Source organism: Larkinella knui, assembly GCF_003858645.1.
Classification (GTDB): domain Bacteria; phylum Bacteroidota; class Bacteroidia; order Cytophagales; family Spirosomataceae; genus Larkinella; species Larkinella knui.
Genome location: NZ_RQJP01000001.1, coordinates 1,936,381 through 1,961,709, shown reverse-complemented (window position 1 = coordinate 1,961,709; position 25,329 = coordinate 1,936,381). Strand labels below are relative to the sequence as shown.

At 44.8% G+C, this 25,329-nt stretch carries 21 protein-coding genes and 1 tRNA gene; 14 read left to right on the top strand and 8 right to left on the bottom strand.

The features are described 5' to 3' along the window. Positions 1–8: 8 nt before the first annotated feature. The 5 genes from EHT87_RS07905 to EHT87_RS07885 form a co-directional block, all read right to left on the bottom strand. Positions 9–548, bottom strand: a complete 540-nt coding sequence (locus EHT87_RS07905) for a hypothetical protein (RefSeq protein WP_124905531.1) — start codon at positions 546–548, stop codon at positions 9–11. 180 nt (positions 549–728) lie between these two features. Further along, a complete protein-coding gene (locus EHT87_RS07900) occupies positions 729–1,262 on the bottom strand; it encodes a hypothetical protein (RefSeq protein WP_124905529.1) in 534 nt (177 codons plus the stop codon). Positions 1,263–1,291: 29 nt separating this feature from the next. Further along, positions 1,292–2,632, bottom strand: a complete 1,341-nt coding sequence (locus EHT87_RS07895; RefSeq protein WP_124905527.1) for a glycosyltransferase — start codon at positions 2,630–2,632, stop codon at positions 1,292–1,294. 93 nt (positions 2,633–2,725) lie between these two features. Next, positions 2,726–3,106: a cupin domain-containing protein gene (locus tag EHT87_RS07890; RefSeq protein ID WP_124905525.1), complete on the bottom strand. Its 381-nt coding sequence runs from the start codon at positions 3,104–3,106 to the stop codon at positions 2,726–2,728. A 360-nt stretch (positions 3,107–3,466) separates the two neighbouring features. Continuing rightward, complete coding sequence (locus EHT87_RS07885; RefSeq protein ID WP_124905523.1) at positions 3,467–4,729, bottom strand: asparagine synthetase B; 1,263 nt, start codon at positions 4,727–4,729, stop codon at positions 3,467–3,469. Between the two features lie 172 nt (positions 4,730–4,901). Between EHT87_RS07885 and EHT87_RS07880 the strand changes: the two genes are divergently transcribed. The 6 genes from EHT87_RS07880 to EHT87_RS07855 all read left to right on the top strand — a co-directional run bounded on the left by EHT87_RS07880 (position 4,902) and on the right by EHT87_RS07855 (position 11,627). Then, positions 4,902–6,140, top strand: coding sequence for an ABC transporter permease (locus EHT87_RS07880; RefSeq protein ID WP_124905521.1), 1,239 nt, complete (start codon positions 4,902–4,904; stop codon positions 6,138–6,140). Between the two features lie 156 nt (positions 6,141–6,296). After that, positions 6,297–6,380, top strand: a tRNA-Leu gene (locus tag EHT87_RS07875). A 907-nt stretch (positions 6,381–7,287) separates the two neighbouring features. After that, entirely contained in the window at positions 7,288–8,223 is a 936-nt protein-coding gene (locus EHT87_RS07870) for a hypothetical protein (protein WP_124905519.1), read from the top strand. 208 nt (positions 8,224–8,431) lie between these two features. Continuing rightward, a complete protein-coding gene (locus EHT87_RS07865; RefSeq protein WP_124905517.1) occupies positions 8,432–8,725 on the top strand; it encodes a helix-turn-helix domain-containing protein in 294 nt (97 codons plus the stop codon). Next, positions 8,715–10,019: a DUF3987 domain-containing protein gene (locus tag EHT87_RS07860; protein WP_124905515.1), complete on the top strand. Its 1,305-nt coding sequence runs from the start codon at positions 8,715–8,717 to the stop codon at positions 10,017–10,019. The genes EHT87_RS07865 and EHT87_RS07860 overlap by 11 nt, the downstream gene beginning before the upstream one ends. A 99-nt stretch (positions 10,020–10,118) precedes the next feature. After that, positions 10,119–11,627, top strand: a complete 1,509-nt coding sequence (locus tag EHT87_RS07855; RefSeq protein WP_124905513.1) for a hypothetical protein — start codon at positions 10,119–10,121, stop codon at positions 11,625–11,627. 387 nt (positions 11,628–12,014) lie between these two features. Here EHT87_RS07855 and EHT87_RS07850 read toward each other — a convergent pair whose 3' ends face one another. Both EHT87_RS07850 and EHT87_RS07845 read right to left on the bottom strand, forming a co-directional pair. After that, complete coding sequence (locus EHT87_RS07850; protein WP_124905511.1) at positions 12,015–12,608, bottom strand: Uma2 family endonuclease; 594 nt, start codon at positions 12,606–12,608, stop codon at positions 12,015–12,017. A gap of 2 nt (positions 12,609–12,610) precedes the next feature. Next, the gene (locus EHT87_RS07845) at positions 12,611–13,909 is read right to left on the bottom strand and encodes a tyrosine-type recombinase/integrase (RefSeq protein ID WP_124905509.1); all 1,299 of its coding nucleotides are present in this window, start codon (positions 13,907–13,909) and stop codon (positions 12,611–12,613) included. A 79-nt stretch (positions 13,910–13,988) separates the two neighbouring features. Between EHT87_RS07845 and EHT87_RS07840 the strand changes: the two genes are divergently transcribed. Beyond that, complete coding sequence (locus tag EHT87_RS07840) at positions 13,989–15,230, top strand: phage integrase SAM-like domain-containing protein (protein ID WP_124905507.1); 1,242 nt, start codon at positions 13,989–13,991, stop codon at positions 15,228–15,230. An 11-nt stretch (positions 15,231–15,241) separates the two neighbouring features. Here the strand turns inward: EHT87_RS07840 and EHT87_RS07835 are convergent, their stop codons facing one another. Then, positions 15,242–15,580, bottom strand: a complete 339-nt coding sequence (locus tag EHT87_RS07835) for a hypothetical protein (RefSeq protein ID WP_124905505.1) — start codon at positions 15,578–15,580, stop codon at positions 15,242–15,244. Between the two features lie 1,272 nt (positions 15,581–16,852). Between EHT87_RS07835 and EHT87_RS07830 the strand changes: the two genes are divergently transcribed. From EHT87_RS07830 to EHT87_RS07800, 7 genes are all read left to right on the top strand, one after another. Continuing rightward, the gene (locus EHT87_RS07830; RefSeq protein WP_124905503.1) at positions 16,853–17,452 is read left to right on the top strand and encodes a TlpA family protein disulfide reductase; all 600 of its coding nucleotides are present in this window, start codon (positions 16,853–16,855) and stop codon (positions 17,450–17,452) included. A gap of 16 nt (positions 17,453–17,468) precedes the next feature. Further along, the gene (locus tag EHT87_RS07825; protein WP_124905501.1) at positions 17,469–19,733 is read left to right on the top strand and encodes a response regulator; all 2,265 of its coding nucleotides are present in this window, start codon (positions 17,469–17,471) and stop codon (positions 19,731–19,733) included. Between the two features lie 797 nt (positions 19,734–20,530). Further along, positions 20,531–21,199 (top strand): hypothetical protein, encoded by a 669-nt coding sequence (locus tag EHT87_RS07820; protein WP_221621986.1) that lies wholly within the window; start codon positions 20,531–20,533, stop codon positions 21,197–21,199. A 495-nt stretch (positions 21,200–21,694) separates the two neighbouring features. Continuing rightward, a complete protein-coding gene (locus EHT87_RS07815) occupies positions 21,695–22,432 on the top strand; it encodes a hypothetical protein (protein ID WP_148096027.1) in 738 nt (245 codons plus the stop codon). A gap of 188 nt (positions 22,433–22,620) precedes the next feature. Then, on the top strand, positions 22,621–23,214 hold the full coding sequence (locus EHT87_RS07810; protein ID WP_124905494.1) for a hypothetical protein: 594 nt from the start codon (positions 22,621–22,623) through the stop codon (positions 23,212–23,214). A gap of 52 nt (positions 23,215–23,266) precedes the next feature. Then, positions 23,267–24,124, top strand: a complete 858-nt coding sequence (locus EHT87_RS07805; protein WP_124905492.1) for an AAA family ATPase — start codon at positions 23,267–23,269, stop codon at positions 24,122–24,124. After that, positions 24,099–25,088: a DUF3871 family protein gene (locus EHT87_RS07800; protein ID WP_124905490.1), complete on the top strand. Its 990-nt coding sequence runs from the start codon at positions 24,099–24,101 to the stop codon at positions 25,086–25,088. Before EHT87_RS07805 ends, EHT87_RS07800 begins: the two co-directional genes overlap by 26 nt. Positions 25,089–25,329: the final 241 nt, after the last annotated feature.

Genomic DNA, 25,329 nt, shown 5'->3' with positions numbered 1-25,329 from the left:
GTGCCGTTTTACTTGAATTTGGCCGTCAAACCCAGCCGTAAAACGGAAACACCGTAGCCCACTTCGGCAAAACCGCCGATTTTTTCCGAAAACATATACCGCGAACCCAGGTGAAGACCGAGGAACATGCCGGTGCCGTAGGGGCTGTAATAATCGCGCGAAGAGCCGTAGGAATCACTATAGGATGACGTCCGAACGCCCAGGGAAATACCGGCATACGGGTCGAATTTGCTGTCGCTCACGTCCAGGAGTTCACCGAAGTGGTAAGTGCCGCGGGCGGTAAAAAACAGAAACGTATAATTCCATTTGTAACCACCGCTGTTGTACCCATAGCGGGAAAAATCGAACGAACCGCCGACGGACAGATTGTCTTTTACGGTATATTCAAAAGAAGCGCCGATGGGCAACCCCCGGTAGGTATAGGTGCCCAGACCAATACCGGCGTTCAAAAATTTCTCGCCTTTTTCGACGGTTTGCGCTTTGGCAGAAGGCATTAAGGCAACGGCGATGAGCCACGCCAGGAGCGTCAGTAGTGTTAATTTTTTCATGTTTTTCTAGTAGTTGTTGTTTGAATTGACGGGCTTACCAGCCGATCTTGGGTACAAAGATACACGGGGAAAAAGGTGCGGGAGGTGCCATTTTGCGCAGAAAACGAGCAGTTTACGACACATCCCGACCGTTTACTCATTGGCAGAAGGCGTGTGGATTATGGATAAAAACCCGATTTATTACCAGGTTGTGGTTTTGAACGAACTTCCCTCGATCATCAGCCACTTGCCGTCTTCCGTGAAGCTGTATTTGAACGTTTTCTGTTGTTTTTTCAGTTCTTCCGAGGTGGCTTTGCGGTTGAAATTCCGGTTCGACGCACAGGAATAGAATCCGCGGTAGGTGCCTTCGCTGGGTGTGATGGTGAAGGTTTTCGCGGCTTCGTCAAAATCGACTTTCCCTTTGAAAGAACTCAGTGATTCCGTTCGGCAGCCGTAGTCGTTGGCGACACCGATGTAGTACATTTCGAAATGGCCACTGGACTTGAAATCGAAAGCAACGGATTGTTCAAACGGATTGCCCTGGTAGCTGCCGTCGTAGCCCCAGAAATTGGCCATGGCAAAGTTGCCGTGCAGCCACTTACCTGCCATATTTTTAGGTACGAAACCGCCGGGGCCGGGTTCCGAATCGTTGTCTTTGCTGCAACTGGTGATGGCGGTACTGATTAGGAGAAGAACCAACAAGGGGCTAATGACCCTTAACGCTATTTTTTTCATGGTTGTGTTTGGTGTGGAAAAATGGAACGTTATACCAGCATTTTCACGCTTTCAGGGCTGGATTTGGTTTGTGGCCGGAGTGATTCCCCCAATACTTCAGCGATGTAGGTTTCGCACAATTCATTCGGATTGTAGGCCGAGAATTCACCTTTCAGTTTGGCAATATTCCGACGATATTCGGGATCACTCATCACGGTTTTAACCTGCGTGCGAATCTGGTCCGGTGTCGGCGTTTCGGTTTTCAGGTTGACGCCGAGTTTAAAATACCCAATGCGGGCGGTAATCTCGCTTTTTCCTTCATGAACCCCCGCAGCTACCATCGGTAACCCGTTCTGAATGCTCAACATCACCCCGCCGTAGCCGCCATTGGTAACGTAGACATCACAATACGGCATGATTTCGTTGAAGTCAATAAAATCTTCGATGATGAAATTGGCTTGCGGATACCGGGCCCGCAGGGCATCCGTTTGCGACCCGCCGGTGGTCGCAATCACGAGGTAATCTGAATTCTTGAAGGCTTCGAGCGTGGGAACGATAATTTTCTCCGGATCACGTTCGACCGTTCCCTGGGTAACCAGAACAATTTTCCGGTAAAGCTTAAGTTGGTCGTAGTGGTTGAACGAATGCCGGTTGCCTTTGCTGAAGGGCAGGAGAGGGCCCACAAACCGCACGTTTTTGCTCATATCCTTCCGGGTATATTCAAAACCGGGAACACCACTTTGCAGATACACATCGGCACTACGGATGAAGGCATCGAACACAAAATCCTGCGTTGGCTTAAGACCGTGCTGAATCAGGAATTTGTTGTAAAGATCGGTACAGGGTTTAAACAGGATGTTTTGGGTCACATAACGCAGCACGTCCTGCTTGCGTTTTCCCCAAAAACCGGTTGCCGGTTCCAGGCCCATTCCGGCGGGGGGCAGATCCCTCGACGTTTCGGAGAGCGGAACAATGCCAATCGCGACGACCGGGACATTCAATAATTGCTTGATAAAAGGCGCTCCGGTAAATAACACATCGCACACGAGCAATTCGAATGGGAATTCCTGGTAGAGGTCGGTCAGATCAGCGACAAATTCGGGAGCCCGGTTCAGGAAGACGTTGTTGATGTCGAACCGAAGCCGGTCGATGGTGCCTTTGATTTGCTTTCTTTCGGGAAACAGTTCTTCCAGATTGTCCTGATTCACTAAGTTGGCCGTCTGAAACGGATAGACCGGAATGCCAAGTTTTTCGGCTTTGGTCAGGTAGTGACCGCCGGTATACCAGCGCACATCGTGGCCCAGCTCCTGCAAATGCTTGGCAATGCCCGTCAGCGGATTGAAATGCCCGTCGGCGGGAATGGTGGCGAAAAGGATTTTTTTTGCGTTCATGATTTGTTGTTTGGAAAAGTAAGACACTGGTTTACAGACGCATCGATTCCGGATGCGCAACGTTCGTGCGGTATTGGTCGATTACGAAATCTGTTAAATAAAAGAAGCGTATTCGGGGGTAATGCTGTAAAAATACAGGCAGGAATGCCCCGACTGATTGCGTAACGTATGCCGGCTTCCGGCGGGAACCGTTAGCGATTGACCGGCTGTCAGGCGAATCCAGCGATCATCGACGAAAATTTCCAGTTCGCCGTACTCAACCGAAAAATATTCATCTTCGTCCGAATGCGCGTGCAAAGCCGTACCGCTGGCCCCGGCCGCCAGCCAGACCACGCCGGAATCAACCCTGGAGTTGGGCAATGTCGGCAAAAACCAGTACTTGATGCCGCAGGTAGCCGCCAGATCGAGATCGGCCTCGCGAATGGCCACATGGGATAAGTTGAGCGTGGCCTGGGTGGTTGCAAATGAGTTCATGAGTTTCGTGTGTGGTGTTGTTTACTGTGGTGGAAAGCCGACGCTTTCGTACACCAAAGGTCACACCTTTCGGAACTTCATTCAATGATGCAGTCACTGAACACGTAAGTTTAGTGGTTGAAGTGGAAACTTTGGGAGATGAAACCGTTGGATTTTAACGGCATCGCACACGGCTAGTTAGATGAGAAAAACCAAAAATCGGGTATCGAGCGTCAGGATTTAACCAGACGCTCGATACCCGATTTTTTACGGTTTATAGTTTACAGTTTATAGTTTACGGTTTACGGTTTATAGTTTACGGTGGCTGACGCGTGAAGGATAAAGCGTCAGCCACTGTAAACCGTAAACCATAAACTAGTTCTACGTTTTCTGCTTTTTCTTTTTGGCCGCCGGGAACAGGATGTTGTTCAGAATCAGACGATAACCGGCAGAGTTGGGGTGCAGGTTCAAATCCGTTGGTTCTTCGTTGATTTCATGGCGGTAATCTTCTGGGTCGTGTCCACCGTAAAACGTAAAGAATCCTTTTCCAAACGGAGCATGAATATACCGGGCTTCGTTGGCGGCCCGGTTTTCGGCCAGAATCACCACTTCCGGTTTGATGAAGGCTTTCTTAAAGGCCGTTGTCTGCCCCATAAACCCCTTGATGATGTTCATGTGGTTTTGGGTCAACATGGTCGGAATCGGGTCCCATTTGGCCGAGAACTGGAACAGCGTAAAATAATCGTTTTGCTCGATCAGGCCGCGTTCTTCGGGCTGGTTGTCGATGTTCGAAAACTCGATTTGGTACGGATTGATGTAGACCTGAAAATTGCGGAAGGCCTGCGTCTGGCTGTAATCCAGTTTGCTGTTGGCTGCCGGGTCGGCGGCATCACCGTCATAGATCGATTCCGCGATGTCGGTGTTCTGGGTAGCCAGCGCGATGTCGTACGTATCGGTAGCGTTACACATGGCGAACATATACCCACCCCCCAGGCAGTAATCCCGGATTTTTTTGACCACATTCCGTTTCAGTTCCGACACTTTGGTATAGCCGTATTTCTTGGCAATCAATTCGGACTCCCGCTTCTGTGCCTGGTACCAGGGCTGATCGCGAAACTGAAAAAATTTGCCGTACTGGCCCGTAAAATCTTCGTGGTGAAGGTGCAGCCAGTCGTACTGAGCCAGTTTGCCATCCATCACATCTTCGTCAAAAACCGTTTCGTACGGAATTTCGGCGTAGGTCATCACCAGCGTCACGGCATCATCCCAAGGCTGCTTGGTTTTGGGGGAATAGACGGCAACTTTGGGCGCTTTCTGCAATTTAACGGCATCCATATTGACGTCGGGCGACGACACTTCGGCGATGATCTGACCACCCTGCGCATCGGAAATGACCTCATAACTAACACCCCGAATCACCATTTCATTGACAAATTTCTGGGTATGCGGCATCATGAAACTGCCTCCCCGGTAGTTCAGCAGCCAATCGACTTCGGTGTCGTACTGGCGTAATACCCAGTAGGCAATGCCATAAGCTTTCAGGTGATTCTTCTGACTTTCATCCATCGGTATCAGGATTTTCGACGCAAAGAGTGGCGTCGTTAATGCCAAAATCAGGATGAGCGGTAATAGCAGCCTTTTCATCGGTAATCTTTTTTTTAGCTGTTTTGAGTAGCTTTGTATCTACCCGTATTCAACGAAGATAAGCAATTTTTATGCTAAAAAGTTATGGGGAGCGAAGGAATGAGAACCTGGAGGACGGATTAAAAGTCAGCCTTCACTTCTTAAATCGTTCACGCCACCAACCCGACAAGCTATGAATCTCCTCGAAAATATCCGTGAAGGCCTGCGATCCATTATCTCAAACCGTTTGCGAACGATTTTGACGTCGCTCATCATCGCCATCGGCATAACGTCACTGGTCGGCATCCTGACCGCGATTGATGGCATACAGAGTTCCGTTGACAACAGTTTCGCCGGACTTGGTGCCAATACGTTCGACATTCAGGGGCCGCAGATGTACCGGCGGTTTGGCGGTCGTTCCGAAAAGCGCGTGCCGCCCATCGATTATCACCAGGCGATGACGTTTAAACGGCGGTTTCAGCAAGGGGAAAATATTGCGGTTTATGCCGCCGTGACCGGAGCCGCCCAGATCAAATACGCGTCTAAAAAAACCAATCCGAACGTTCAATTGATCGGTATTGACGATAATTACCTGGGTATCAAAGCTCTGAAACTCCAGTCGGGCCGGAATTTCTCGGCCACCGATTTAGAGAAATCCCTGAACGTAACCATCATCGGCAATGAAATCGTCACGACGTTATTTGACCGGAACCAGAATCCGTTGAACAAGGAAATTAATATTCTGGGGGGCAAATACAAAGTTGTTGGGGTTCTGGAAAAAAAAGGCGGTTTTTCGGGTGGGGGAGACGACCGGCAGGTGCTGGTGCCGCTGGAAAATGCCCGGGCGATGGCGGCCAACCGGACGCTGACCTTCGACATAACGGGATCGGTTCCGAACATGGGCGATGCCGAAACGGCAGTCGACGAGGCCCGGGGGCTGATGCGCCAGATCCGTCATGATCCGCTCGGCAAGCCCGATACCTTCGAAATCAAGCGGGCCGACGAGCTGGCGAAGGACTTTGAAAACATCACGAGTTACCTCCGCATCGGCGGTTTTGGCATCGGATTCATTACCCTGTTGGGGGCGGCCATTGCGTTGATGAACATCATGCTGGTATCGGTTACGGAACGCACCCGCGAAATTGGCATCCGCAAATCACTGGGAGCAACGCCAAAGCGTATCCGGGAGCAGTTCCTGATCGAAGCCATTGTGATCTGTATCATCGGCGGGATTGGCGGTATTCTGTTAGGCATCGGGATTGGCAACCTGATTTCGACCGTGGTGAGCCGGGGTAACGGAAGTTTCGTCGTACCCTGGTTCTGGATGGCGATCGGTATTCTGGTCTGCGTGTCAGTCGGCTTATTTTCAGGGATATACCCGGCTTTTAAAGCGTCCCGTCTCGATCCAATTGAAGCGTTACGGTATGAATAACCGGATCTGAGTGGGCGGTAAAAGGAAGGAATTTAGCGTGCAGGGACTGCTTTTGACGGCCCCGGCACAAAAAATATTCAGTATTCATTGTTCATTATTCATTATTAATCCTACTTTTGCACCCACGTTCGCTTGAGCGACACGCGCCGTAAGAATGCCGGGATGGCGGAATCGGTAGACGCGTTGGTCTCAAACACCAATGTCTGCAAGGGCATGCCGGTTCGAGTCCGGCTCCCGGTACAAACAACACCTTACAAAAAGCTGAATTTCAGTGATTTGTAAGGTGTTTTTGGTTTGTTACTGTAACATTACTGAAACATTTAGAACAGCGGGCCAATTCAGGCAGGCAAGGAGGCCCTTGAGAAATAGTTGAATACTTCATTAATTAGACGCAAAGCATTATAAAAAAAGACCTGACCTACATAAGCTGAGATTTTCTACTTGTCATACTACCTCAATAAATTTTCTTCCAGTTTTTCTTCCAAGCAGCATCAATAGAATGCTTCTCTTGCAGGCAGAAATCTCACTATTTCTAACCTAAGAGGTAGGGCTACATTCTACCAACCTTCTACCTATGTAATTCTACCAAGTTTTTGGATAAGGTGCTTGCTTAAATTCGTACCGAAACAAACACAAAACCGTCCTGTTTCGGTAAAAACAGATTGAATTTTATGAAATCATTTAAAATAACACTAAGTGTTGAAGGATGCCTTAATTGGATTAAAAACCAGGAAACTTCCATTCGGAGGCGGTCACAGATTGTTCAAGGTGAGATTAGAATGTATGATGATGACTATTTAAGCGTCCGACTACAAATTAGTAAACGTACACTACAGGTATGGCGTGGCCAGGGTTTAATAGAATTCCACCAGATTAATCGCACGATCTTCTATTCGGAAGAAACATTACTGCTTCTTCTTAAATTAAGAAATGTCTTTCATTATGCAAAGAATGTACGGCTTCTGCTTGAATTGAGAATGGAAAACATTGTAAATTAAGAAATGACAATCCCAGTAGCGGTAAATATGCTACTGGGACTTTTTTATATCATTCTCAATTAATAGAGTTTTAATCAAAAATATGTTTAGCCAAGCAAAGGAGTACTATTGAAATTTTGTCAGTATACTTGCGCCCAAACTACTATGTGATGACCTCTATTTGGCCTAAATACTTCGCTTTTTATGAAGAGATATTGACAGATGAAGGGCGAGATCGTTCTATTACTTCCTATATATTTGAAGCTACTGACGAAATCGGAAACGAATTTGGTTTTGAGGAAGAGCATGTTGATGATGTCCAATATGACTTTGATAACCATCAAATTCGGGTACATTTTGTCGGGAAATTTTATGATGATGGTCAATGGGACGTATTTTCTCTTGACTACTTCGTAGATAAAAAAGCAAAACGCGAAGAAAAGTTAACTATTGAAAAGATTGATCGGGAATATAATGAACTACTGTCAGCAGAAGACTGGAAATTGCAATTGCCTAGCTTAGTGCAATATCTTCTTCGCTTAACTGCGCAGACAGAAAAGTCTACATTTAGTTACAAAGATAGTTTAATGGAGTCGCTGAACCGGATATTTGATCATATCAGAAGCAACTATCGACCTTCTCCGTCTTTCTTTCAATCTGCACCTAGTAACCAAGATTTTCAAACTACTCTTCCCGTTGCATCTTCAGAAAGTGGCCACTTCAGGGTCAAGTTAACGAACAAGACAATTCTTTATAATTGTGTTGATGCGATCTTTGTTAAGCTCAAACTTCGAGGATTAATTTCCCAAAATACGGAACTCAAAATTTTTAGAAAACTTTTTATGAATCCAATCGAGGAAAAAGTAACCTGGCTTGGAGCAACGAATCAGTTACAATATCTGATTCATGAAATGATTGATGTTGGTTTTTTGGAGAATGGGGAACACTGGGATATGGCGGTCAAAGCTTTTCAATTGCAAGGTAAGACCTTGGAGAAAAAAGATTTACACCGTACGAAACACCCCAAAAGTGAATTAAAGTTAAGAGATATTAACATCGTGATCGATGCACTAAGAGAAGAGCTGCCCGCTAAAAAATCTACTTGACGATCTACCCTTCTAGAAACTTTTGAAATTTCTTAGAAATAGTTTTTTGCCAAAATTCATTTAAGGCCGTTTGGGAACCCCATTCGGCCTTTTTTGTGATTCTACCCCCATTCTACCTGGCTCATTCTACCCCCATTCGCGCCATGCTATTCCGAGTACGTTTGTCCCATTCTACAGCACGTAGCTATACGAATTAAACCAAACAAACATGCATGTTGAATTAATGACTAAGACCGATTTCGTAGGCTTGGTCCGGGACCTGGAGGAAATGATTCAGGCAACCACACGAAACACCCATGAGGGTAGACAGGCTGTCTACGACAACGACGACTTATGTAAAAAGCTCAAGGTGAGCAAACGAACCCTTCAGAACTGGCGGGATGATGGATTGATCGAGTTCAGCCAAATCGGTCACAAGATCTATTACACGGAACAGGCCGTTAATCAGATGTTAGAGAAAAGCAAGGTTAAAAGTTTAAACAACAACTACCGTGGACGCTGAGAATACACCATTTATTCCGGCGTCGGTGTACGACCGGTTACCTCGATTTCTTAAAAACTTATGCGAGGAGTTTAAAGACAACAGAGAACGGGATGTTTTCTTAACCTCTGTATTAGGGATTTTGAGTGGATGCTTTGATTCAGTTTCTGGCATTTATGCTGGCAGCCGAGTACACCCAAATTTATACATATTTATTATTGCTCCGCCTGCCAGTGGAAAAGGAAACATGACTTGGGCCAAGCTATTAGCATTACCACTTCATGAAAAAGCAAAGAACATTAGTGATGAGGCAGTTGATCCTGAGTCTAAAACGACTTTTTACCTCAATGAAAACGAGGGTGAGCTGAAAATGCTTTTTATCCCTGCCAATATCAGTGCAGCCGCAATAATTGATCAGCTGAACAACAATGGAGGGTATGGGATTATTTGTGAAACGGAAGCTGACACGCTGGCGAACACTTTAAAGCAGGAGTGGGGTAATATCTCGGACATTCTTCGGAAGGCTTTCCATCATGAAACCATTTCCTTGCGTCGGAAGACCAAAAATGAGTATGTAGAGATCAATAATCCTCGACTGGCAATGGTTCTGACCGGGACACCAGGGCAACTGAGGGGAATTATTCCATCAACCGAGAATGGGTTGTTTAGCCGGTTTATTTTTTATACCTACCATGACGTTCCAGAATGGCGCAAAGTTGCCCCTTCTAATCACACAACCGACAAAGAAGCAAAAATTGAAAAATTCGGGCAATGGTTAGCTGAACGAGTAAGTCAATTAGGGAAAAGTTCGATTGAGTTCCGGTTGACTGATGGACAATGGGAAGAACTTGATGTGCACTTTAAGGGGCTGTTAGAAAAAACGCAAAAGGAGTTAGGGGCTTCCGCCAGTGCGATTGCGACCCGATTAGGCTTAATTACTTTCCGACTTGCAATGGTACTGAGTGCAACCCGTCGGTTGGAGAAGATCGATAAAGAAGGCAAGGTGTCTAGTGGGGATATCGAATGCAGCGATGCCGATTTCAAAAGTGCCATGGAGTTGTCGGATATATACTATCGACATGCCCTCGATACTTACGACTTAGTACCTAGCGGGGATCTTTCAGACCTGACTGGAGCGGAAAGAAAATTCTATAATGCACTGCCAGACGAAGCTTGGTTCCCACGAGCTAGAGCCATTTCAAATGGCGTTGATGCGAGCATCCCGCTAAGAACGGCCTACGCATGCCTGCACAAATTGTACAAAAAAGGATATCTGGAAAGGGATAAAGAGGGGCTCTTCCGCAAAATCAAATAGTTAACACTTCGACCAGTCGTGTACAAAAATGTGAAGGCAATGCGGTTTTGCAGCTTTTGCTAAAATGCACGACTGGTATTTCTAAAATTATGAACCATAATGACAACTAAAAAAGTAGTATTACTACCTGAGAACTTGAATCTGGAGCAGCTTTTGGAAGCACATCCTCCACATGTCCGACTTTGGATCGAAAATCTCAAATACATTATCGGCCTGATCAGCGAATTACCAGCTTACGACCATCGGTTATTTGCCACCGACGAAGCTGACGATGTTTTGTACATTCCTTTATACTCCAAACTTCTAAAGTACAAGATACGTGACTATCAACATTACCTGCGGTACTTAGTAGCAGTTGGGGTACTGGAATGCGATAAGGTCTATATGGTTGGCTTTAAATCGAGGGCTTACCGCTTTACAGAGCCGTACCGGGTAAAAACAGTCATGGAAGAATTAACGAATCCTAAACTGGTCAGGCAGACAATTCTTGAAAACGCTTTAGACCAATTAGCCCATGAGCAGTACCCGCATTTAATCCGCCACTTTGAAGGATTGGAGATTGACAGAGAACAAGCTCAGCATTATATCGATCAGTTGTATGAACAAGAATCGCATTCCGCGGATCATAGAGTGAGACAAAAAGCAGCTAGTCGGTATAGCGCATACCAAACCATGATCAATCACCTGGTACTGAAAACGGGTAAGTTTCGGGTGGATCAAAGCGGGCATCGGTTTCACTCGCCGTTGACCAATTTAAAAAAAGAGTTGCGTAACTTTTTGACTTTTCAAGGTGAGCCATTGGTGGGTATAGATTTAAGCTGTTCACAACCTTATTTTTCGACCATTTTGTTTAGAAAAGAGTTTTATCAACCATTAGGAAGTACTGAAACAATGGATTTAAAGCAACTCCCTAGTGATATTCAGTGCTTACTAACTGAATCTATTATCAATGCTATACTAGTATATACTATAGATAGTAATAGTAACGCACCCTTCCCCTCACCCCCCTGTACCCTTATGTGCGCAGATTCTGAGATTACTCCTTTAACTAGCTCACATAAACAATCAGAGTTAGTCTATGTAAATGAAGCAGAATCTTCATTAGTAGATGGAGTAAAAACGTTTACAGATCGTATTAGTAACGGTCAGTTCTATGAGTATTTAGGACAGGAGGTAGAGCGGATAACAGGCAGGAAAGTTAAGTCCAGGCAACATCTAAAGGATATGGTTTTCTCGGTACTGTTTTCCCGCAACGACGAAAAGAGACCCTTCATTGTAGAAAGAAAGCATGTGTTCGAGCAGGTGTTTCCATTAATCGCTGAGAATCTTAAGCTACTAAAATCAGAGGATCACCGTACTCTTGCTTTACTGTTGCAATCGATTGAGGCAGAAGTCTTCCTGAACCGGATTGTTGCCCGAATCACCCAGGAACGACCTGAAGTACCCCTCTTTTCGATCCATGATTGTCTTGGAACGACTGAACAGAATGCCGAGTATGTAAAACACACGATGATCGAGGAGCTTAAAAGGTCAATTGGCGTAGTTCCAGACCTTAAAACAGAGGTGTGGATACCAGAGGATATAGATTATGTCATAAATGCGTCATAAATGCCCCTAGAATCGATTATCTTATCAAAGTTGATAAAGAGTATAGCTTGAATTTTTAATGTCTTAAATCGCTCGAAAATAACCTTAAATCGATTTCTAGTTAAACGCCAAATTGACAGATAATATTTGATCCATTTAACTGGTCTGTGATTAAAGTTTAAAGCAAGTTTATTTCGACTTTTATTGTGTGCTTGGCATGATATGGTTTTCGATTTATTAGGATAAGTAATAGAAAGGGATTTTCGATTTTTGTTAAAAGTGAAATGGCTTATATCAGCGTATGATATAGGCCATTTTACAAATAGTCAGAGCTTAGATGGCTAAAACAATTTGTTTCTATATAAATTGTTTTAGCAAATGGCTTTGGTGAAGGTATTTCTAGGAATACTAAGCGAATACCTCATCCCAATCAATTTCCAACCCTGACAGTACCTGAACGTGTGCCAGGCCTGAATTACTTTTTTCAGCCAGTAGCTGATACCGTCCATTTGAGTCTAAAACATACTGAACCACCTGCCTTTTATCCGGTGAAACGATCCAATACTCCCTGACGCCAAAATACTGGTAAAGGTTGAATTTCGCGGTTCGATCCGTTTCCTCCGTTCGGGCGTCGGTTACCTCGACAATCCACGCCGGTACCCCGTGCCAGCCGCGGTCATCAAGATAGTTCGGCGGATGTTTCCCCATCACGTATACATCGGGAAGCACCAGATTGTAGCTATTTTCAAGCTCTTCGTATCCCAGGATCAGCGGAAAGGGCAAAGACCACGTTTCATACGCCGGATCATTCCACCTTTCAGCTACCTGCATTCCGATTCGACTTACCACCTGTTGGTGAGTGGGTGACTTGCCGGGGCTACTGAAAACCGAATACTGCCCACCCAGTAACTCGACCCATTCCCCAAACTCCCAGGTCAGGTAGTCCGCATACGAATAGGGCCTGTTTGGATCCAGTTGCGAGAGAGCGGTGATCGTTGACATGGTTAAGGGTTGAATAAGGTCGTATTGATTTCTTCTTTACGGGTAGTGGATTCAGCGCGGGTGACCGATCCCAGCCGCAGCATGTTCTCATCGACTAATTCACTAAAGATGTGCAAATAATTTCGTTCCAGCGTCCTCAGGTGCTGAATCCCTAAAATCTTTTGAACCGCTTCGGTTCGGTAGCCTCTCAATAAGAATAAGGCTCCGGCCGTCTTGCGGCAAATCTTGGTCGTTAAACGAAAGGGCAAGTTCATCAGCTTCTCGATGGTCTCCAGGTTGCGGTTCACCCGTTGAATCGTCACGTCGGGCCAGTCAGCAGCCCCTTCCAATAAGCGTTTAGCTTCTGGCAGCAGCGGAATATGAGAAACGCCCCAGTCGGGTTTGGCCTGGTGGACAGCCTGGAACTTCTGACGCCGGATAACAATCTTTTGTCCAAAAGATAACTCCACCAGGTGTTCCCCCGGTTTACGAGCCAGTTGCACGGCATCTTTGAAATCCAGCCCGGTATAGCAACTCAAAAGGGCCCAATTGCGCACCGTGTTCAATTGCTCCGGCAAGACCAGTTCCGCTAGTTGTTGAACTTGTTCGGGGGATAAACAGCAAACCCTTTTGGCGGGCTGGGCGGTGAAGTGCAACTCGCTGAGTTTGTTGTGGGTGATCAGTTCCTGTTCGACACTAAATTGCAGTATCTCCCGAAGCTGGCCGATGTAACGGGAAGCCGAATCAATGGACAAGGGGCGCTGGCGGAGCCAGGAATAGTAGGTCTTGGCCCAACCAATCGAAACGGCATGCAGATCCAAATCCGGCACCTGATTCATATTCAAATACGACGCCAGCAGGTGATAGCCCCGGTTCCACTTGTAGAGCGTACTGGGGGAACTGCGCTCGGGTAAGGGGGTCTGGTGTAACTGGGTCAGGTACTCTTCATACATCGACAGCAGCCGAACCGTGATTCGCTCACCCGAGAGCCAGTACCGTTTTATCAATGCGGGGGTAGGAATCTGATTCGACCGCTGCAAATCCAGCAGAATGCCCCGGTGATCCGCACGGATGTCCGACAGGCAGCGGTTAACCACGCGGGCTTCCCGGGTTGGCCCCTGGGCATGCTGGCCAGCGGGGTTCCAAAGGGAGCGCAGGAGAAAGATGCCTGATCCGTACGGGGGCAAGTCCTGGTCATCGACACGTAAATAACATTGCAATTCATCAAAATCCAGATGCGTGTCCTGGGGAAAATCAAAGGTAAGCTTGAGACTCACCCGTCGGCGGGAGGAGTCGGGCAGGAGTCGGGACGGTGGCGTCATGGGGTGGTTTGGTCAGCAATGGGCGCAAATATATTTCAATCATATGAATAAACCGGTGATTCATCAGTAGGTTTGCCGCATGGATTCGTTGACGCTTACCCCTTCCTTACCCCTTCGCAGTCGGGTTGCCCTTACGGTATGGTTTGATTTTGCCCCTCCATCAAAACAGGGCCTGGCCGAATTACAGTGCCATCTGACGGTGAATGAGACCACGGTGGAAGCTTATGGATCGGGCGTCTATACATTACCGTCTTTGTGGAATGCCCTAAATCAATGCGCTCAGGGTGAATCTGCCGAGGCACGTCTGGTCAATCAAATGCTTTCGGATATTAGGGCCGGCCATCTCTCGATCCTTCAAGCACTGGTTCGGGCAGAGCTTTCAGTGAGTGCCGAACGAGTGCAGCATCATTGGCTCAGTGGTGAACCCATTGCATCCCGTTTACTCTACGTTTATGATGAATACCTGACGACGTTACTGGCGATGCCCGAGCCCGAGCGTCGGGCGGTCGGTACCCTTTATAAATGGCAATTGAGTTACCGGTATCTGAGAACGTACCTGGAATCCACCGGTCAGTCCGAACTGTTTCTGAATCGGATCACAATCGGATGGGCGAAAGAGTATTACCAGTGGCTAAGGGCTCGTCCACTGGCCATCAACTATGCCACCGAACTGGTCGGCAATGTACGCGAAGTACTTCAGTTTGCCCTGGAAAACGAATTGATAGTGGAGAACAGGTTGAATAGCCTGAAACTGACCTGGCAGGCCGCTAAACCGATCTACTGTTTGTCTTTGGGTCAGCTTCAGACGCTGGAGCGGCTCGACTTACCCAAGCCGCTGGATCTGGCCCGGTGGTGGGCGCTTTTATGCTGTTATACGGGCCTGGATTATCCTGATGCAGTAACGATTGCAAAAGACCCCAAACCGCACATCGTTCATTTGCCGCAAGGTGACAAACTTGTCTGGAAGCGCTTAAAAGTCAAACAGGTGCATCAAGCGTATCCCGAGTGGGCCATCTGCCACATTCCGCTGCTGGAAGAGACCCAGCGGTTGTTGCCCCGGATGCAGGTATTAAGGGCACCTTCGTTTACCGGCTTGAATCAAAATTTGGGAAAGATCGAAAACCGATTGGAGTTGCCCTTTCGATTTACCACTAAAGTATGCCGCAAAACGGCGGGAGCGATGTTTATCCATCGAGGTTATCGGATGGAGGCCGTTCAAAAGATTCTAGGTTTGAAGGATTTCAGGACGTTTCAGCGGCATTACCTGTCGACGTGGCAGGAAGTGGTTGATGACAATATGGAACGGTTGATGAATTCCTAACAACCTACGAATCAATCCATATTAACGGATTTAAGATAGGCGTAGATACGCTCGCCTAACTCCAATAAGCTAAGCGTCGCAATCTCATAGCGGGAATAGTAACCCGCCACAATCAGAGTGGTTTGCTGGCAGTAGCCCTGCTCGTTGGCGGAATAAGCATCGCCCTGATCCCAGTTCAAATCAAACGTGACATTGCCGATCGATGGGTTAAAGAATAGGGTATAATGGGTCAAATCGAAGGGGGGGATGGGTTCTGAACCCGGTCGGTTGATTGCCATATCAAAGGCCTTGGGTACCGTTTTGGCGATGGCGATACATTCGAGTTGACGGTCGATTACTTCTTTTTGCATGCTAGCTCGAAATTACAGAGCAAAGTGGAACCTGTCAATATTTTATATCAATGTCAAAATATGTTGATATTTGCCCTGTCTGTTTCCCGTTTCTTCCTGAAAATATTTATACATATACAATAGCGTAGGTACAGACAATCATCGTTAAATAAGTCACTTCCATGCAGACAGAAATTTATTTCATATTATAATACTATAGCATTATTTTTAAATTTTGCCATCCCGACTGACAGTGAAAGATGTTTGAAATGTCATCAATCAATAGTCGAATTCACAAAAAATTACTATAAATATAGTTTGGATTTGAATCTTAGGCAACCCAGAGTGAAGACTATTTATCTTCTATTAGAAGCTAGGTAGGGTAACTAGAAATTGTTAGACTTTTATCATTTTGAAAGTTTGCACGGTTTGCAACTTTTATGCAAAATCAAACGATCTCACAAATTCAGCTGTTGCGCTAATAATGATTCATTGATGCCTGAGATGACAATTTAGGACTGTGTGTGACTTTTGAAGGATATTGCAATAGAAACTTTTAAGTATCTCGCGAAACGAGTCTGGCTGTTGCACAACTCTTACTGTCAAGCTTTTTTTCTACTACTTATATTGTAATTTACTTAACCTACTTACCCAAAAGACCTACTCAAAATCAGTTATTTTTATTTTGCTTGGCTACTCAAAAACGATTTTCTACTTAAAAGTGAGTATTGAATATAACTGAAATGAAGTAGTTGTCATTTGAGTCAGAAGTATAAGTTTAGAATGATGGAGGCAGTTATTGCAAAACCCCAATAATTTTCTTCGCCCTTCTTTACCCCGGCATTGCTTTTCTAAATTAAACTATCTTGCCATTCTAGGGAAAGTGAAAAAACGTAGGACTTTTTGGTAGATACGATACGTACTTTCTCGTACCAATCGTACTGGTACGTGGAGTACGAATAGGTACGAACCTGTGGATGTAATTTTTAGCCGATAAAATCGTAGATGAATTGTCAAATGAAGTCTTGCTTTCCGCCCTGAACGGATAAGTAGCGTGAACCTTAAATCGCTTCTAGGGGTGTGGCATTATTATTGCCCATTAAAAAGCATACCAGCCACTTTTGCACTTCGGATCAAGGGGTTATTACCTGATTTTTTTCGGCTCATACCCAATTTGTTAGAAGTCGAGGACTAGCAACGATTTGGCCCTAAAGCCGAAAAAAAACAGTGTTCTGGACAGCATCGCTTGGTTTAACTTCAGGGAAATTTTCGTAAAACAGCTCAGCGAACGAAATGATAAAAAAAGGCTTGGTGATCATTTGGCTACTGGTGCTAACGTCAGCGGTGGGAGCTTTGTTCTGGTATCAGGATTGGCTCTATCAGTTACCGACGCCGGTTCCGAAAAACTATAAACTAGTAACCACCGGAAGCGTGATCGAATTAAAAGGCCTTTTAAGGGAAAAGTCTAAAAAACCCGTATTCCTTCATTTCTTTAACCCCGATTGCCCTTGTTCCCGGTTTAACAAAATCCATTTTCAATCCCTTGTCCGTCAATATAGCCAACACGTAACCTTTATCGTAGTAGTAATGAGCATTAAAACCTATTCGGTGCAACAGATACAGGAAAAATTAGAGCTGAATCTACCAGTCATGTTTGATAAGTCTATCGCTGCTGTATGCGGGGTGTATTCCACTCCCCAGGCGGTACTGTTGGATTCGAAGAACCGTTTGTATTACCGGGGTAATTATAACCGGAGCCGCTACTGTACGGACGAAAGAACCAGTTATGCCAAAAGGGCTCTTATCGGGTTATTGAACAAGGATGCCAACCAGGTGATCGACCCACTGGCCGTAAGGGCGTACGGCTGTAGTTTGCCCTATTGTAAAAACTAGGATTCAACTGGTAAAAATGATCGTGGATTATAAGTATGCTCTTTTAAGAAATCCTGCCCAAGGTTTGTTGGTTGGGGTCCAGGAAAGGTCAGACCGTTTAATGAATTATTTCTTAAGCGGCTATTTTATTATCGGCTTTATATTCGCTGCTTTTTATGACACGTGGCTCATCGCCCTGGGGGTTGGCGGCCTTTCGCTGGTGGCTTATTATTCCGTCAAAATCCTACAACCTTACTCTGACCTCTATCAGTATGTATTAAGTGCCGTGTTTGGGGTGTTTATGGCACAGTATATTTACCAGATGCATGGGCTCTTTGAAATGCATTTTTTCGCATTTATTGGCAGTGCCCTGCTGATTACGTACCAAAAATGGAAACTGCAACTTCCCTTTTTGGCCGTTGTTCTGGTCCATCACGCCGTTTTTGGCTATTTACAAAACAATGGGTTTAGTAAAATTTATTTTACCCAGTTGGACTATTTTGACCTGCAGACCTTTGTCATTCATACTGGACTGGTTGCTGTGATTTTTTTTATCTGTGGCTTGTGGTCCCACCTACTTCGGAAATATAATGAGTTGCAACTCAGCCAGACCCTGGAAATGGCGCACTTACAACAGGAAGCCCAGCTGTCTCAGGAGCGGAAACAAAACGAGGAGATCCTGAAAGTAATTAATGAACAACTTCGGGCATCCAACCGGGAATTGGAAAGAGCTCGCCAAGACGCTGAAAAAGCGAACCAGGCCAAAAGTATCTTCTTAGCCACCATGAGTCACGAGATTCGTACGCCGATGAATGGGGTGATTGGAATGGCGACCTTGTTGCAAGAAACTCCTTTATCCGAAGAGCAACGGATGTTTACCGAAACGATTTCTAGCTGTGGGGAAACGCTGATCAATTTGATTAACGACATTCTTGATTTTTCCAAAATCGAATCGGGTAATCTGGAATTGGAACATGAGGATTTTAACCTGCGCCAGTGCATCGAGGATGTACTGGATATGTTCGGCGCAAAGGCTACTAAATTAGGTCTCGAGCTGGTTTACGATATGCAAGAAAACGTCCCAGTACAAATCTTAGGTGACCATTTGCGGCTGCGGCAAGTACTGATCAACCTGGTTGGTAATGCAATAAAGTTTACTCACCATGGTGAAATCTGTGTCTTGGTAACTACCGAAAAAACTGACCCCGGGGGTAAACTTCAGGTCAGATTTGATGTAAGAGATACGGGCATCGGTATACCGGCCGATAAATTGAGTCGGCTTTTCAAGGCCTTCTCACAGGTGGATTCCTCTACGACGCGTCAATACGGGGGCACGGGTCTGGGCCTAGCGATCTCTCAGAAGCTGGTCGGATTAATGGGTGGCGAAATCAACGTTATTAGCCAACCTGGGGTAGGCTCGACCTTCTCCTTTACGGTGCTTACCTACCCCGGAACAAAACAGCTTGTCTCTAACACCCGTTCCAATCTGGCCTACCAGGTGGGGAAACGGGTCCTAATAGTGGATGACAATGTCACCAATCTGGCAATCTTGAAACGACAATTAATGTCTTGGCAGTTACGGCCAGCCCTGGCATTCAACGGCGGAGAAGCGCTGGAGGTGCTGTCTACAGACTCCGACATTGACCTCGTCATTACTGATATGCAGATGCCGGGTATGGATGGAGTGATGCTGGCAAAGCAAATTCGAATGCACTTTCCAAAACTCCCTATTATTTTACTAAGTTCCATTGGGGAGGAAGTAAAAGATGAACATCGGTCGCTTTTCGTCTCGATCCTTTCGAAGCCAATTAGGCAGCAGATGCTGAGCAAACATGTACAACAGGCCCTTCAACCGCAGCAGCCTGTGCTCTCTGAGGCAGTGATCCAGAAAAGGCTATCCAATGATTTTTATGCCACCTATCCCTTTGTTATTTTGGTGGCCGAGGATAATACCATGAACCAGCGTGTGATCCAGCATTTCCTGCAAAAAATGGGCTATCAACCAGACGTGGTAAGTAACGGACAAGAAGCGCTTGAAGCCGCGCATCAAAAGGAGTACGAGCTTATCCTAATGGATATACAAATGCCGGTTCTGGATGGGTTGGAGGCGTCCCGGTTGATTCGGCAAACCCTGGTAAAACAGCCTGTTATTATTGCTTTGACTGCTAGTGCTCTGGCAGGGAATGAACAGGAATGTCTAGATGCTGGTATGAATGATTTCCTCAGTAAGCCCCTCAAACTGGAAGATCTCATGACTAAGCTTGAGAAGTGGTACCAACAACTGGCTGAGGCCAAGCGGTAGGTCTTTTTTTGATATCCCTACTTGGTATCAATCAACACTTACCATGAAAGCTGAAGTAACAAAACGGAATTTAAATATTGAGACAAAATTCTGCCTATGAACAACCATTACCCTTTTCCAAACGATTATCTCTTTAAAGTATAAAAAGCGGTAAAACTTTTTGGAAATTTACTTGCTCTACCAACTCAGAAGATTACTCAAAACCAGGTATTTTATTTTGCTAAGCTACTTAAAAACGATTATTTACTTAAAAGTGGAATTGAGAATAACTGAAATGAAGTAGTTGTCATTTGAATTTTTGTTATATGCGTAAAACCGCTGAGCCGGTCATTGACCATCCCCGGTTATCTAATTTGTCATTCTATACCCCGGCACTATGTTTCTGAACGAAACTGACTTTCCACTCTAAGGTAAGAAGGTAACTAAAATCGGAAGACTTTTTATTGAATGGGGCTCGTACCTATTCGTACCAATCGCACCGGTTCAAATAGTACGATACTGTACGAGTTCGTAAAATTAGTATCTTGCTTCTGTTAAAGGTCAATATCAGTTAAAGTTTGTCACTTTTATTCAAACCGGCTGCACGCATGAATGTGACGACACAACCTGACACGCTTTCTGGTGATTATTACGGCGTGGTTTATAAAGGCCCGATATTGCACATTTTTCTATTAGTGATACTGGCAGTAACGGTTTGGCTGCTTTTTAGGAAACGCAGACTGAGTAAGTAGAGTAATAATTACATATAGGTGTGTTGAAGAAATTTAAACGACACCGTAATAACTGACACTATGGATATGGAAACCCTTTTTACTAAATTCGAAGAACGGTACTTGACGAAAAACCTTAAGGATTGCAATAACCAATTCATCCGAGATGGAATCATCAATCCGGTTTTTTATGCGGCTCAATCTACCAAGGTTCTTTTTATTGCTAAGGAGCATAATTACCGAAGTCAGCACGATTATAAAAATAACCATGCGGATTACCGTGAATGGGCCAGCAAGGTTGTGTACCTACGATTTGCTCACCGTCTAAGCGAATGGGCACACGGTATTTTAAATAACTTTCAAGCAGATGTGGATCAGCTAACTTACGATCAGAAGCACACTGCATTGAAATCTATGGCGTTCATCAATGTCAAAAAAGTTAGTGGTGGTGCTACATCGGATGCAGATCTCATTGGCGAATATATTGTTGAGAGCCGCGATTTGCTGCATCAACAAATTGGCATGATAAAACCCGACTTGATTGTATGCTGCTTCCGATACGATGGGTATGTCACCCAATTATTCGATATTCCTTTGGAGAAACCGGTCTCTAATGCGTATAGTGTCGGTCGTTGGGAAGGGATTGGTATCATTAATTTTTGGCACCCATCTGCAAGAAAAAGAAAAACACTGTTGTATGCACAGTTGAAGGAAGCTGTCGAGCAGATAAGAAATCTAGCCGATAATATTGAATAAGAAGAAAGGTAAAAATGTAAGCCTTTTTGGTGAACATGATTCGTACCAAATCGAACCAGTCGTACCGGTACGAGGAGTACGAGTCATTAGAAATTCTACCAAAGTATTGCATTGTACTTTAGTGCCACTCAAGACTATAAGTGCTTCCCTTGTATAGACTTGCAATAATAGATCAAAAATAGCTATCATCGAAAGTTTTCTAAATTGGAATAACCCAACCCATTGTGTTTACTCACAACAAGTTATTTCTTCTTAGAGCAAATGCTTGAAAGCGTTTATATTAATACCAGATGATATAGATGCTTAACATGTAGCAATTACCATTAAACTTCTTTAAGTATGTTTGCAGAAATTAACCATATATTGTACTTTTCTAATTATCAGTGAGACATTCTCCAATTCCATAACATTAAAATAGTTTGTAAGCATCTTTAGCATTTAGCCCCATCTTGATTGATTTTGTTCATTATGCTTTCTATCCCCAATATCCAATATATGGCTGCAATAAAAATTCACTGCCCAAGTTGTAAAAAAACTACTTACACAAGGTCAATCCCCACTTATAAAATATATCAAAATACAAATGAAGGAGACCCTAAAGCCAGACTTCTATGTAATTCAAAACATGCTGATATTCTTTGGTATAGAAGGGGTCGAGAGTGTCAAATTTGCGGTAAAATCTTTCTATCAGCTGAGTTAGATGAATCTTTTATTGAAGAGTTAGTTCAATTGAGAGAATTAGTAATTGAAAGAAATATTAGAATAATCAGAAGGATAAAAAGGAATATTCATTGGATTAAATATGATGAGAAGGTACCAGAAGATTTTGCAAAATCTTTTATAAGAGCATGTGCATGGTGGGATAAACATCCTTCTGGATTTCCAGCTAGAGCGCCTCGCCATGCTGATAATATATATTTATCATCGTATTATGGATGGGTTCTTGAATTTGGTGCCAATAAATTTTTAGTAGGCAAAGCTATTATACGTTCAGCAAACGTTGTGAATACATACATTGAAAATGCAGCTAAAGGAACATTAATAAGAAAAAATGAACTAGTTAATGCTATATCCAATGCAATTGCAGGCAGTGTGGCTAATTTCTACGATGACGAATATTATACTTACCCAATTTACTCAGGGCAACTAGAGTTTGGGGTACATGCAATTGATTTAGCTGATGCGGCAGAGTTCCTTATAAAAAACTCTGACTTGGAAGGGTTATTTGTATAAAATTGTATAATTGGAAATCAATGCCCTCAACTTTTTTAGTGATCTTCTGAACTCCAATATGTGGGTGTAAAAGATGACCCGGTATTAACATCTCCGGCAACTTAATTCTGTCGTTGGGTACCCCCGATGGTTCTGAACGGCATGAATTTCATTCCAGTCATCTTTTCACTCTCAAAACATTCAGAAAAATGGGTACTCTCCTCACAGTACTGGGCATTGCTTTTGCCCTGTTTATCCTCAAGTTCGTTTACGATAACTTCTTAACCGACAATGCCGAAAAGGACTGGCAGAAACTCAAGCAGCAAGATCCTGAAGCAGCCAGGATGATTGTGCAGAACCAGGGTCTGAACCTCCGCACCAATTACCTCATTCGAGAAGATGGTTTGTACCTGTGGACTTATCAGGGCAATGGGCCAAATGGGTATATCTCCGGTATCTCAATGGGGCTCATGTTCGAAGCTGGCAAGGTTTGCAAGTTTGAGGCTGACTTTGTGGTCACCTTAACAAAGGGTGAGGTTAGACAAGTGTTGGAAAGCAATTCCGGTGACTACCTTAAAGAAGTCTCGCCTGACGTTACAGACTACACTCTCGATGGCAAACAGATAAGCTTTCGGTTTTATCCTGATCCGCAGAAGACCAACACGTACATGGAATTGGCTGGAGAAATCACCTCGAATGGGCTTCGTCTTACAATCACTCAGCACTTTATCAACTACGTAATAGCTGATTTCGATAGCCAGATTCTTTTTACCGGTGCCAAATTTGTCTTTCTACCTGCCTGACCAGAATCTTCAATTAGGCTCATTCTCTTTCATTCACTTAACCATCATTTCTATGCATTTACGCTATGCTGAACGCAGACAGGCACGAATACGGGTTCTGTTGCAAGGGCCTTCGGGCTCCGGAAAAACCTATTCCTCATTACTGCTGGCTTATGGTCTTACGGGTAGTTGGGCGAGCATCGCTATTATTGACACTGAGAACAAATCCGCTGACCTATTCGAGCATTTAGGTAAGTATCGGGTGCTTGTATTAGAGCCACCGTATACACCCGAACGTTACATCGAAGCTTTGAAAGTGTGCGAAATGGCGGGAGTTCAGGTGATCATTATTGATTCACTCTCCCAGGAATGGCAACATCTTCTGGACGAACACTCGGCTATGACGGGGAATTCCTACATCAATTGGAGCAAATTAACTCCACGTCACGACAGCCTGGTGAACGCATTATTGCAAAGTAACTGCCACCTGATTGCCACCGTCAGAGCTAAGCAGGATTACGTCCTGGTGGAGAAGAACCATCGCCAAGTGCCAGAAAAGGTAGGTATGAAGGGTATCACCCGGGAAGGGATGGATTATGAATTCACGCTGGTATTTGAGCTTGATAACCGTCATTACGCCCGAGCTACGAAAGATCGCACCGGTCTGTTCACCGACAAACCGGATTTCCCCATTTCAACAAAAACGGGTCAACAGATTCTTCGCTGGTGTCAGGAAGGCACTACCCAACAACAAGTGGAAGCGATGATCAAAGCTGCGAAGGATACGATTCGACTTAAGGATCTCTATGATCTGTACCCGGAATTCCGGGAGGCTTTAACGCCCTTGTTTACTGAACGCAAAAACGAATTACAATTACTCTCATTACCAAAACACCCCAAATCTTATGCAAACTCAAATCATGCCGCTTGAAGAAAGCTGTGAAGCCGTTGTTATTGACTCAGCCCCTTCTTCGGAACGGGCTTTTTTATTGGCCAATACACTGCCCTCAACTCTGCGTGAAATGCAGGAAAAACACATTATCCCAGTGTACAGCAAGGATAATGAACCGTTAATCTCGCATAGTGACTTTATCGAGTCAGCTCTAGAAACCGTCGAGCGTTTATTTCCTCACGAAAGTATCCTGGAACCAGCGATCCGCGTCTCTCACCCAATCAAAGGCCGTATACCATCAGCACGGAACAAACCTGCGAAAGACCTGGAGGACTGGGAGAGGACGTTGTATTATGAACGCGCGGCCTTCGTGATTGAGATTCCATCAATTCAGGAATCGGTAGGGGACAATCAACTTTCTTTAACCATTGGTGGAGTCAAAGCCTACAACCATGACAGCCTTCACCAAAAAAAAGGTGTAGACGAACATTTCAAGGTGTTCATTGGCTTCCAGAATCTGGTTTGTACCAATCTTTGTGTTTCGACAGATGGTTATCTGGCTGATCTACGGGTGAAGTCGGTGGCTCAGCTCATTACGGCAATTGAAGAATTGATTCGTCGGTATAGGCTCAATAACCACTTGTCACTAATGAGGCAGTTAACGGAGTGCTACTTGACCGAACAGCAGTTTGCTCAATTGATTGGTCGATGTAGGTTATATCAATACCTTCCACAAGCTCAAAAACGGGAGATTGCACCACTTTTGATAACGGATCAGCAGATCAGCATAATTGCCAGAGATTACTACCGGGATCATTCGTTTTGTCGGGAGGCTGATGGAAGGATCAGTCTGTGGAAACTCTACAATTTGTTAACTGGTGCAGTGAAGAGTAGTTACATCGATACGTTCTTGGAGCGGAATGTGAATTCGCTGGAGCTAACGAGTGGAATTTTGCAGACATTGCAAGGTTTGCACACTTGGCAAAACTGGTTTTTGCAATAAGAAAGAAGCAGGAGACTTGTAGCTCCTGCTTTAACTATTATGGGACGAAAAGTATACTAAAACATCTTAAACTCTGTGGTAGTATTGTTATAAATGCTTATTGTGTCCAAAGGAATTGTGGGAAAAGCTTAATGTCCGAGACTCGCACTATGTATTGATTAACAGAATCTTTTTAGGCATTAGCTTTGGAAAGCTTTGGCGTATTTACTATGATTGTAAGTGAAGCGGTCTTTGCACACAA

What these genes read in the sequence shown, in the direction of transcription:
- EHT87_RS07880 (WP_124905521.1), top strand. Translation starts at nt 4,902, where the DNA reads ATGAATCTCCTCGAAAATATCCGTGAAGGCCTGCGATCCATTATCTCA.
- EHT87_RS07815 (WP_148096027.1), top strand. Translation starts at nt 21,695, where the DNA reads ATGGCTGCAATAAAAATTCACTGCCCAAGTTGTAAAAAAACTACTTAC.
- EHT87_RS07830 (WP_124905503.1), top strand. Translation starts at nt 16,853, where the DNA reads ATGATAAAAAAAGGCTTGGTGATCATTTGGCTACTGGTGCTAACGTCA.
- EHT87_RS07845 (WP_124905509.1), bottom strand. Translation starts at nt 13,909, where the DNA reads ATGACGCCACCGTCCCGACTCCTGCCCGACTCCTCCCGCCGACGGGTG.
- EHT87_RS07855 (WP_124905513.1), top strand. Translation starts at nt 10,119, where the DNA reads ATGACAACTAAAAAAGTAGTATTACTACCTGAGAACTTGAATCTGGAG.
- EHT87_RS07905 (WP_124905531.1), bottom strand. Translation starts at nt 548, where the DNA reads ATGAAAAAATTAACACTACTGACGCTCCTGGCGTGGCTCATCGCCGTT.
- EHT87_RS07835 (WP_124905505.1), bottom strand. Translation starts at nt 15,580, where the DNA reads ATGCAAAAAGAAGTAATCGACCGTCAACTCGAATGTATCGCCATCGCC.
- EHT87_RS07865 (WP_124905517.1), top strand. Translation starts at nt 8,432, where the DNA reads ATGCATGTTGAATTAATGACTAAGACCGATTTCGTAGGCTTGGTCCGG.
- EHT87_RS07800 (WP_124905490.1), top strand. Translation starts at nt 24,099, where the DNA reads ATGCAAACTCAAATCATGCCGCTTGAAGAAAGCTGTGAAGCCGTTGTT.
- EHT87_RS07870 (WP_124905519.1), top strand. Translation starts at nt 7,288, where the DNA reads ATGACCTCTATTTGGCCTAAATACTTCGCTTTTTATGAAGAGATATTG.
- EHT87_RS07890 (WP_124905525.1), bottom strand. Translation starts at nt 3,106, where the DNA reads ATGAACTCATTTGCAACCACCCAGGCCACGCTCAACTTATCCCATGTG.
- EHT87_RS07850 (WP_124905511.1), bottom strand. Translation starts at nt 12,608, where the DNA reads ATGTCAACGATCACCGCTCTCTCGCAACTGGATCCAAACAGGCCCTAT.
- EHT87_RS07805 (WP_124905492.1), top strand. Translation starts at nt 23,267, where the DNA reads ATGCATTTACGCTATGCTGAACGCAGACAGGCACGAATACGGGTTCTG.
- EHT87_RS07840 (WP_124905507.1), top strand. Translation starts at nt 13,989, where the DNA reads ATGGATTCGTTGACGCTTACCCCTTCCTTACCCCTTCGCAGTCGGGTT.
- EHT87_RS07900 (WP_124905529.1), bottom strand. Translation starts at nt 1,262, where the DNA reads ATGAAAAAAATAGCGTTAAGGGTCATTAGCCCCTTGTTGGTTCTTCTC.
- EHT87_RS07885 (WP_124905523.1), bottom strand. Translation starts at nt 4,729, where the DNA reads ATGAAAAGGCTGCTATTACCGCTCATCCTGATTTTGGCATTAACGACG.
- EHT87_RS07825 (WP_124905501.1), top strand. Translation starts at nt 17,469, where the DNA reads ATGATCGTGGATTATAAGTATGCTCTTTTAAGAAATCCTGCCCAAGGT.
- EHT87_RS07895 (WP_124905527.1), bottom strand. Translation starts at nt 2,632, where the DNA reads ATGAACGCAAAAAAAATCCTTTTCGCCACCATTCCCGCCGACGGGCAT.
- EHT87_RS07810 (WP_124905494.1), top strand. Translation starts at nt 22,621, where the DNA reads ATGGGTACTCTCCTCACAGTACTGGGCATTGCTTTTGCCCTGTTTATC.
- EHT87_RS07820 (WP_221621986.1), top strand. Translation starts at nt 20,531, where the DNA reads ATGGAAACCCTTTTTACTAAATTCGAAGAACGGTACTTGACGAAAAAC.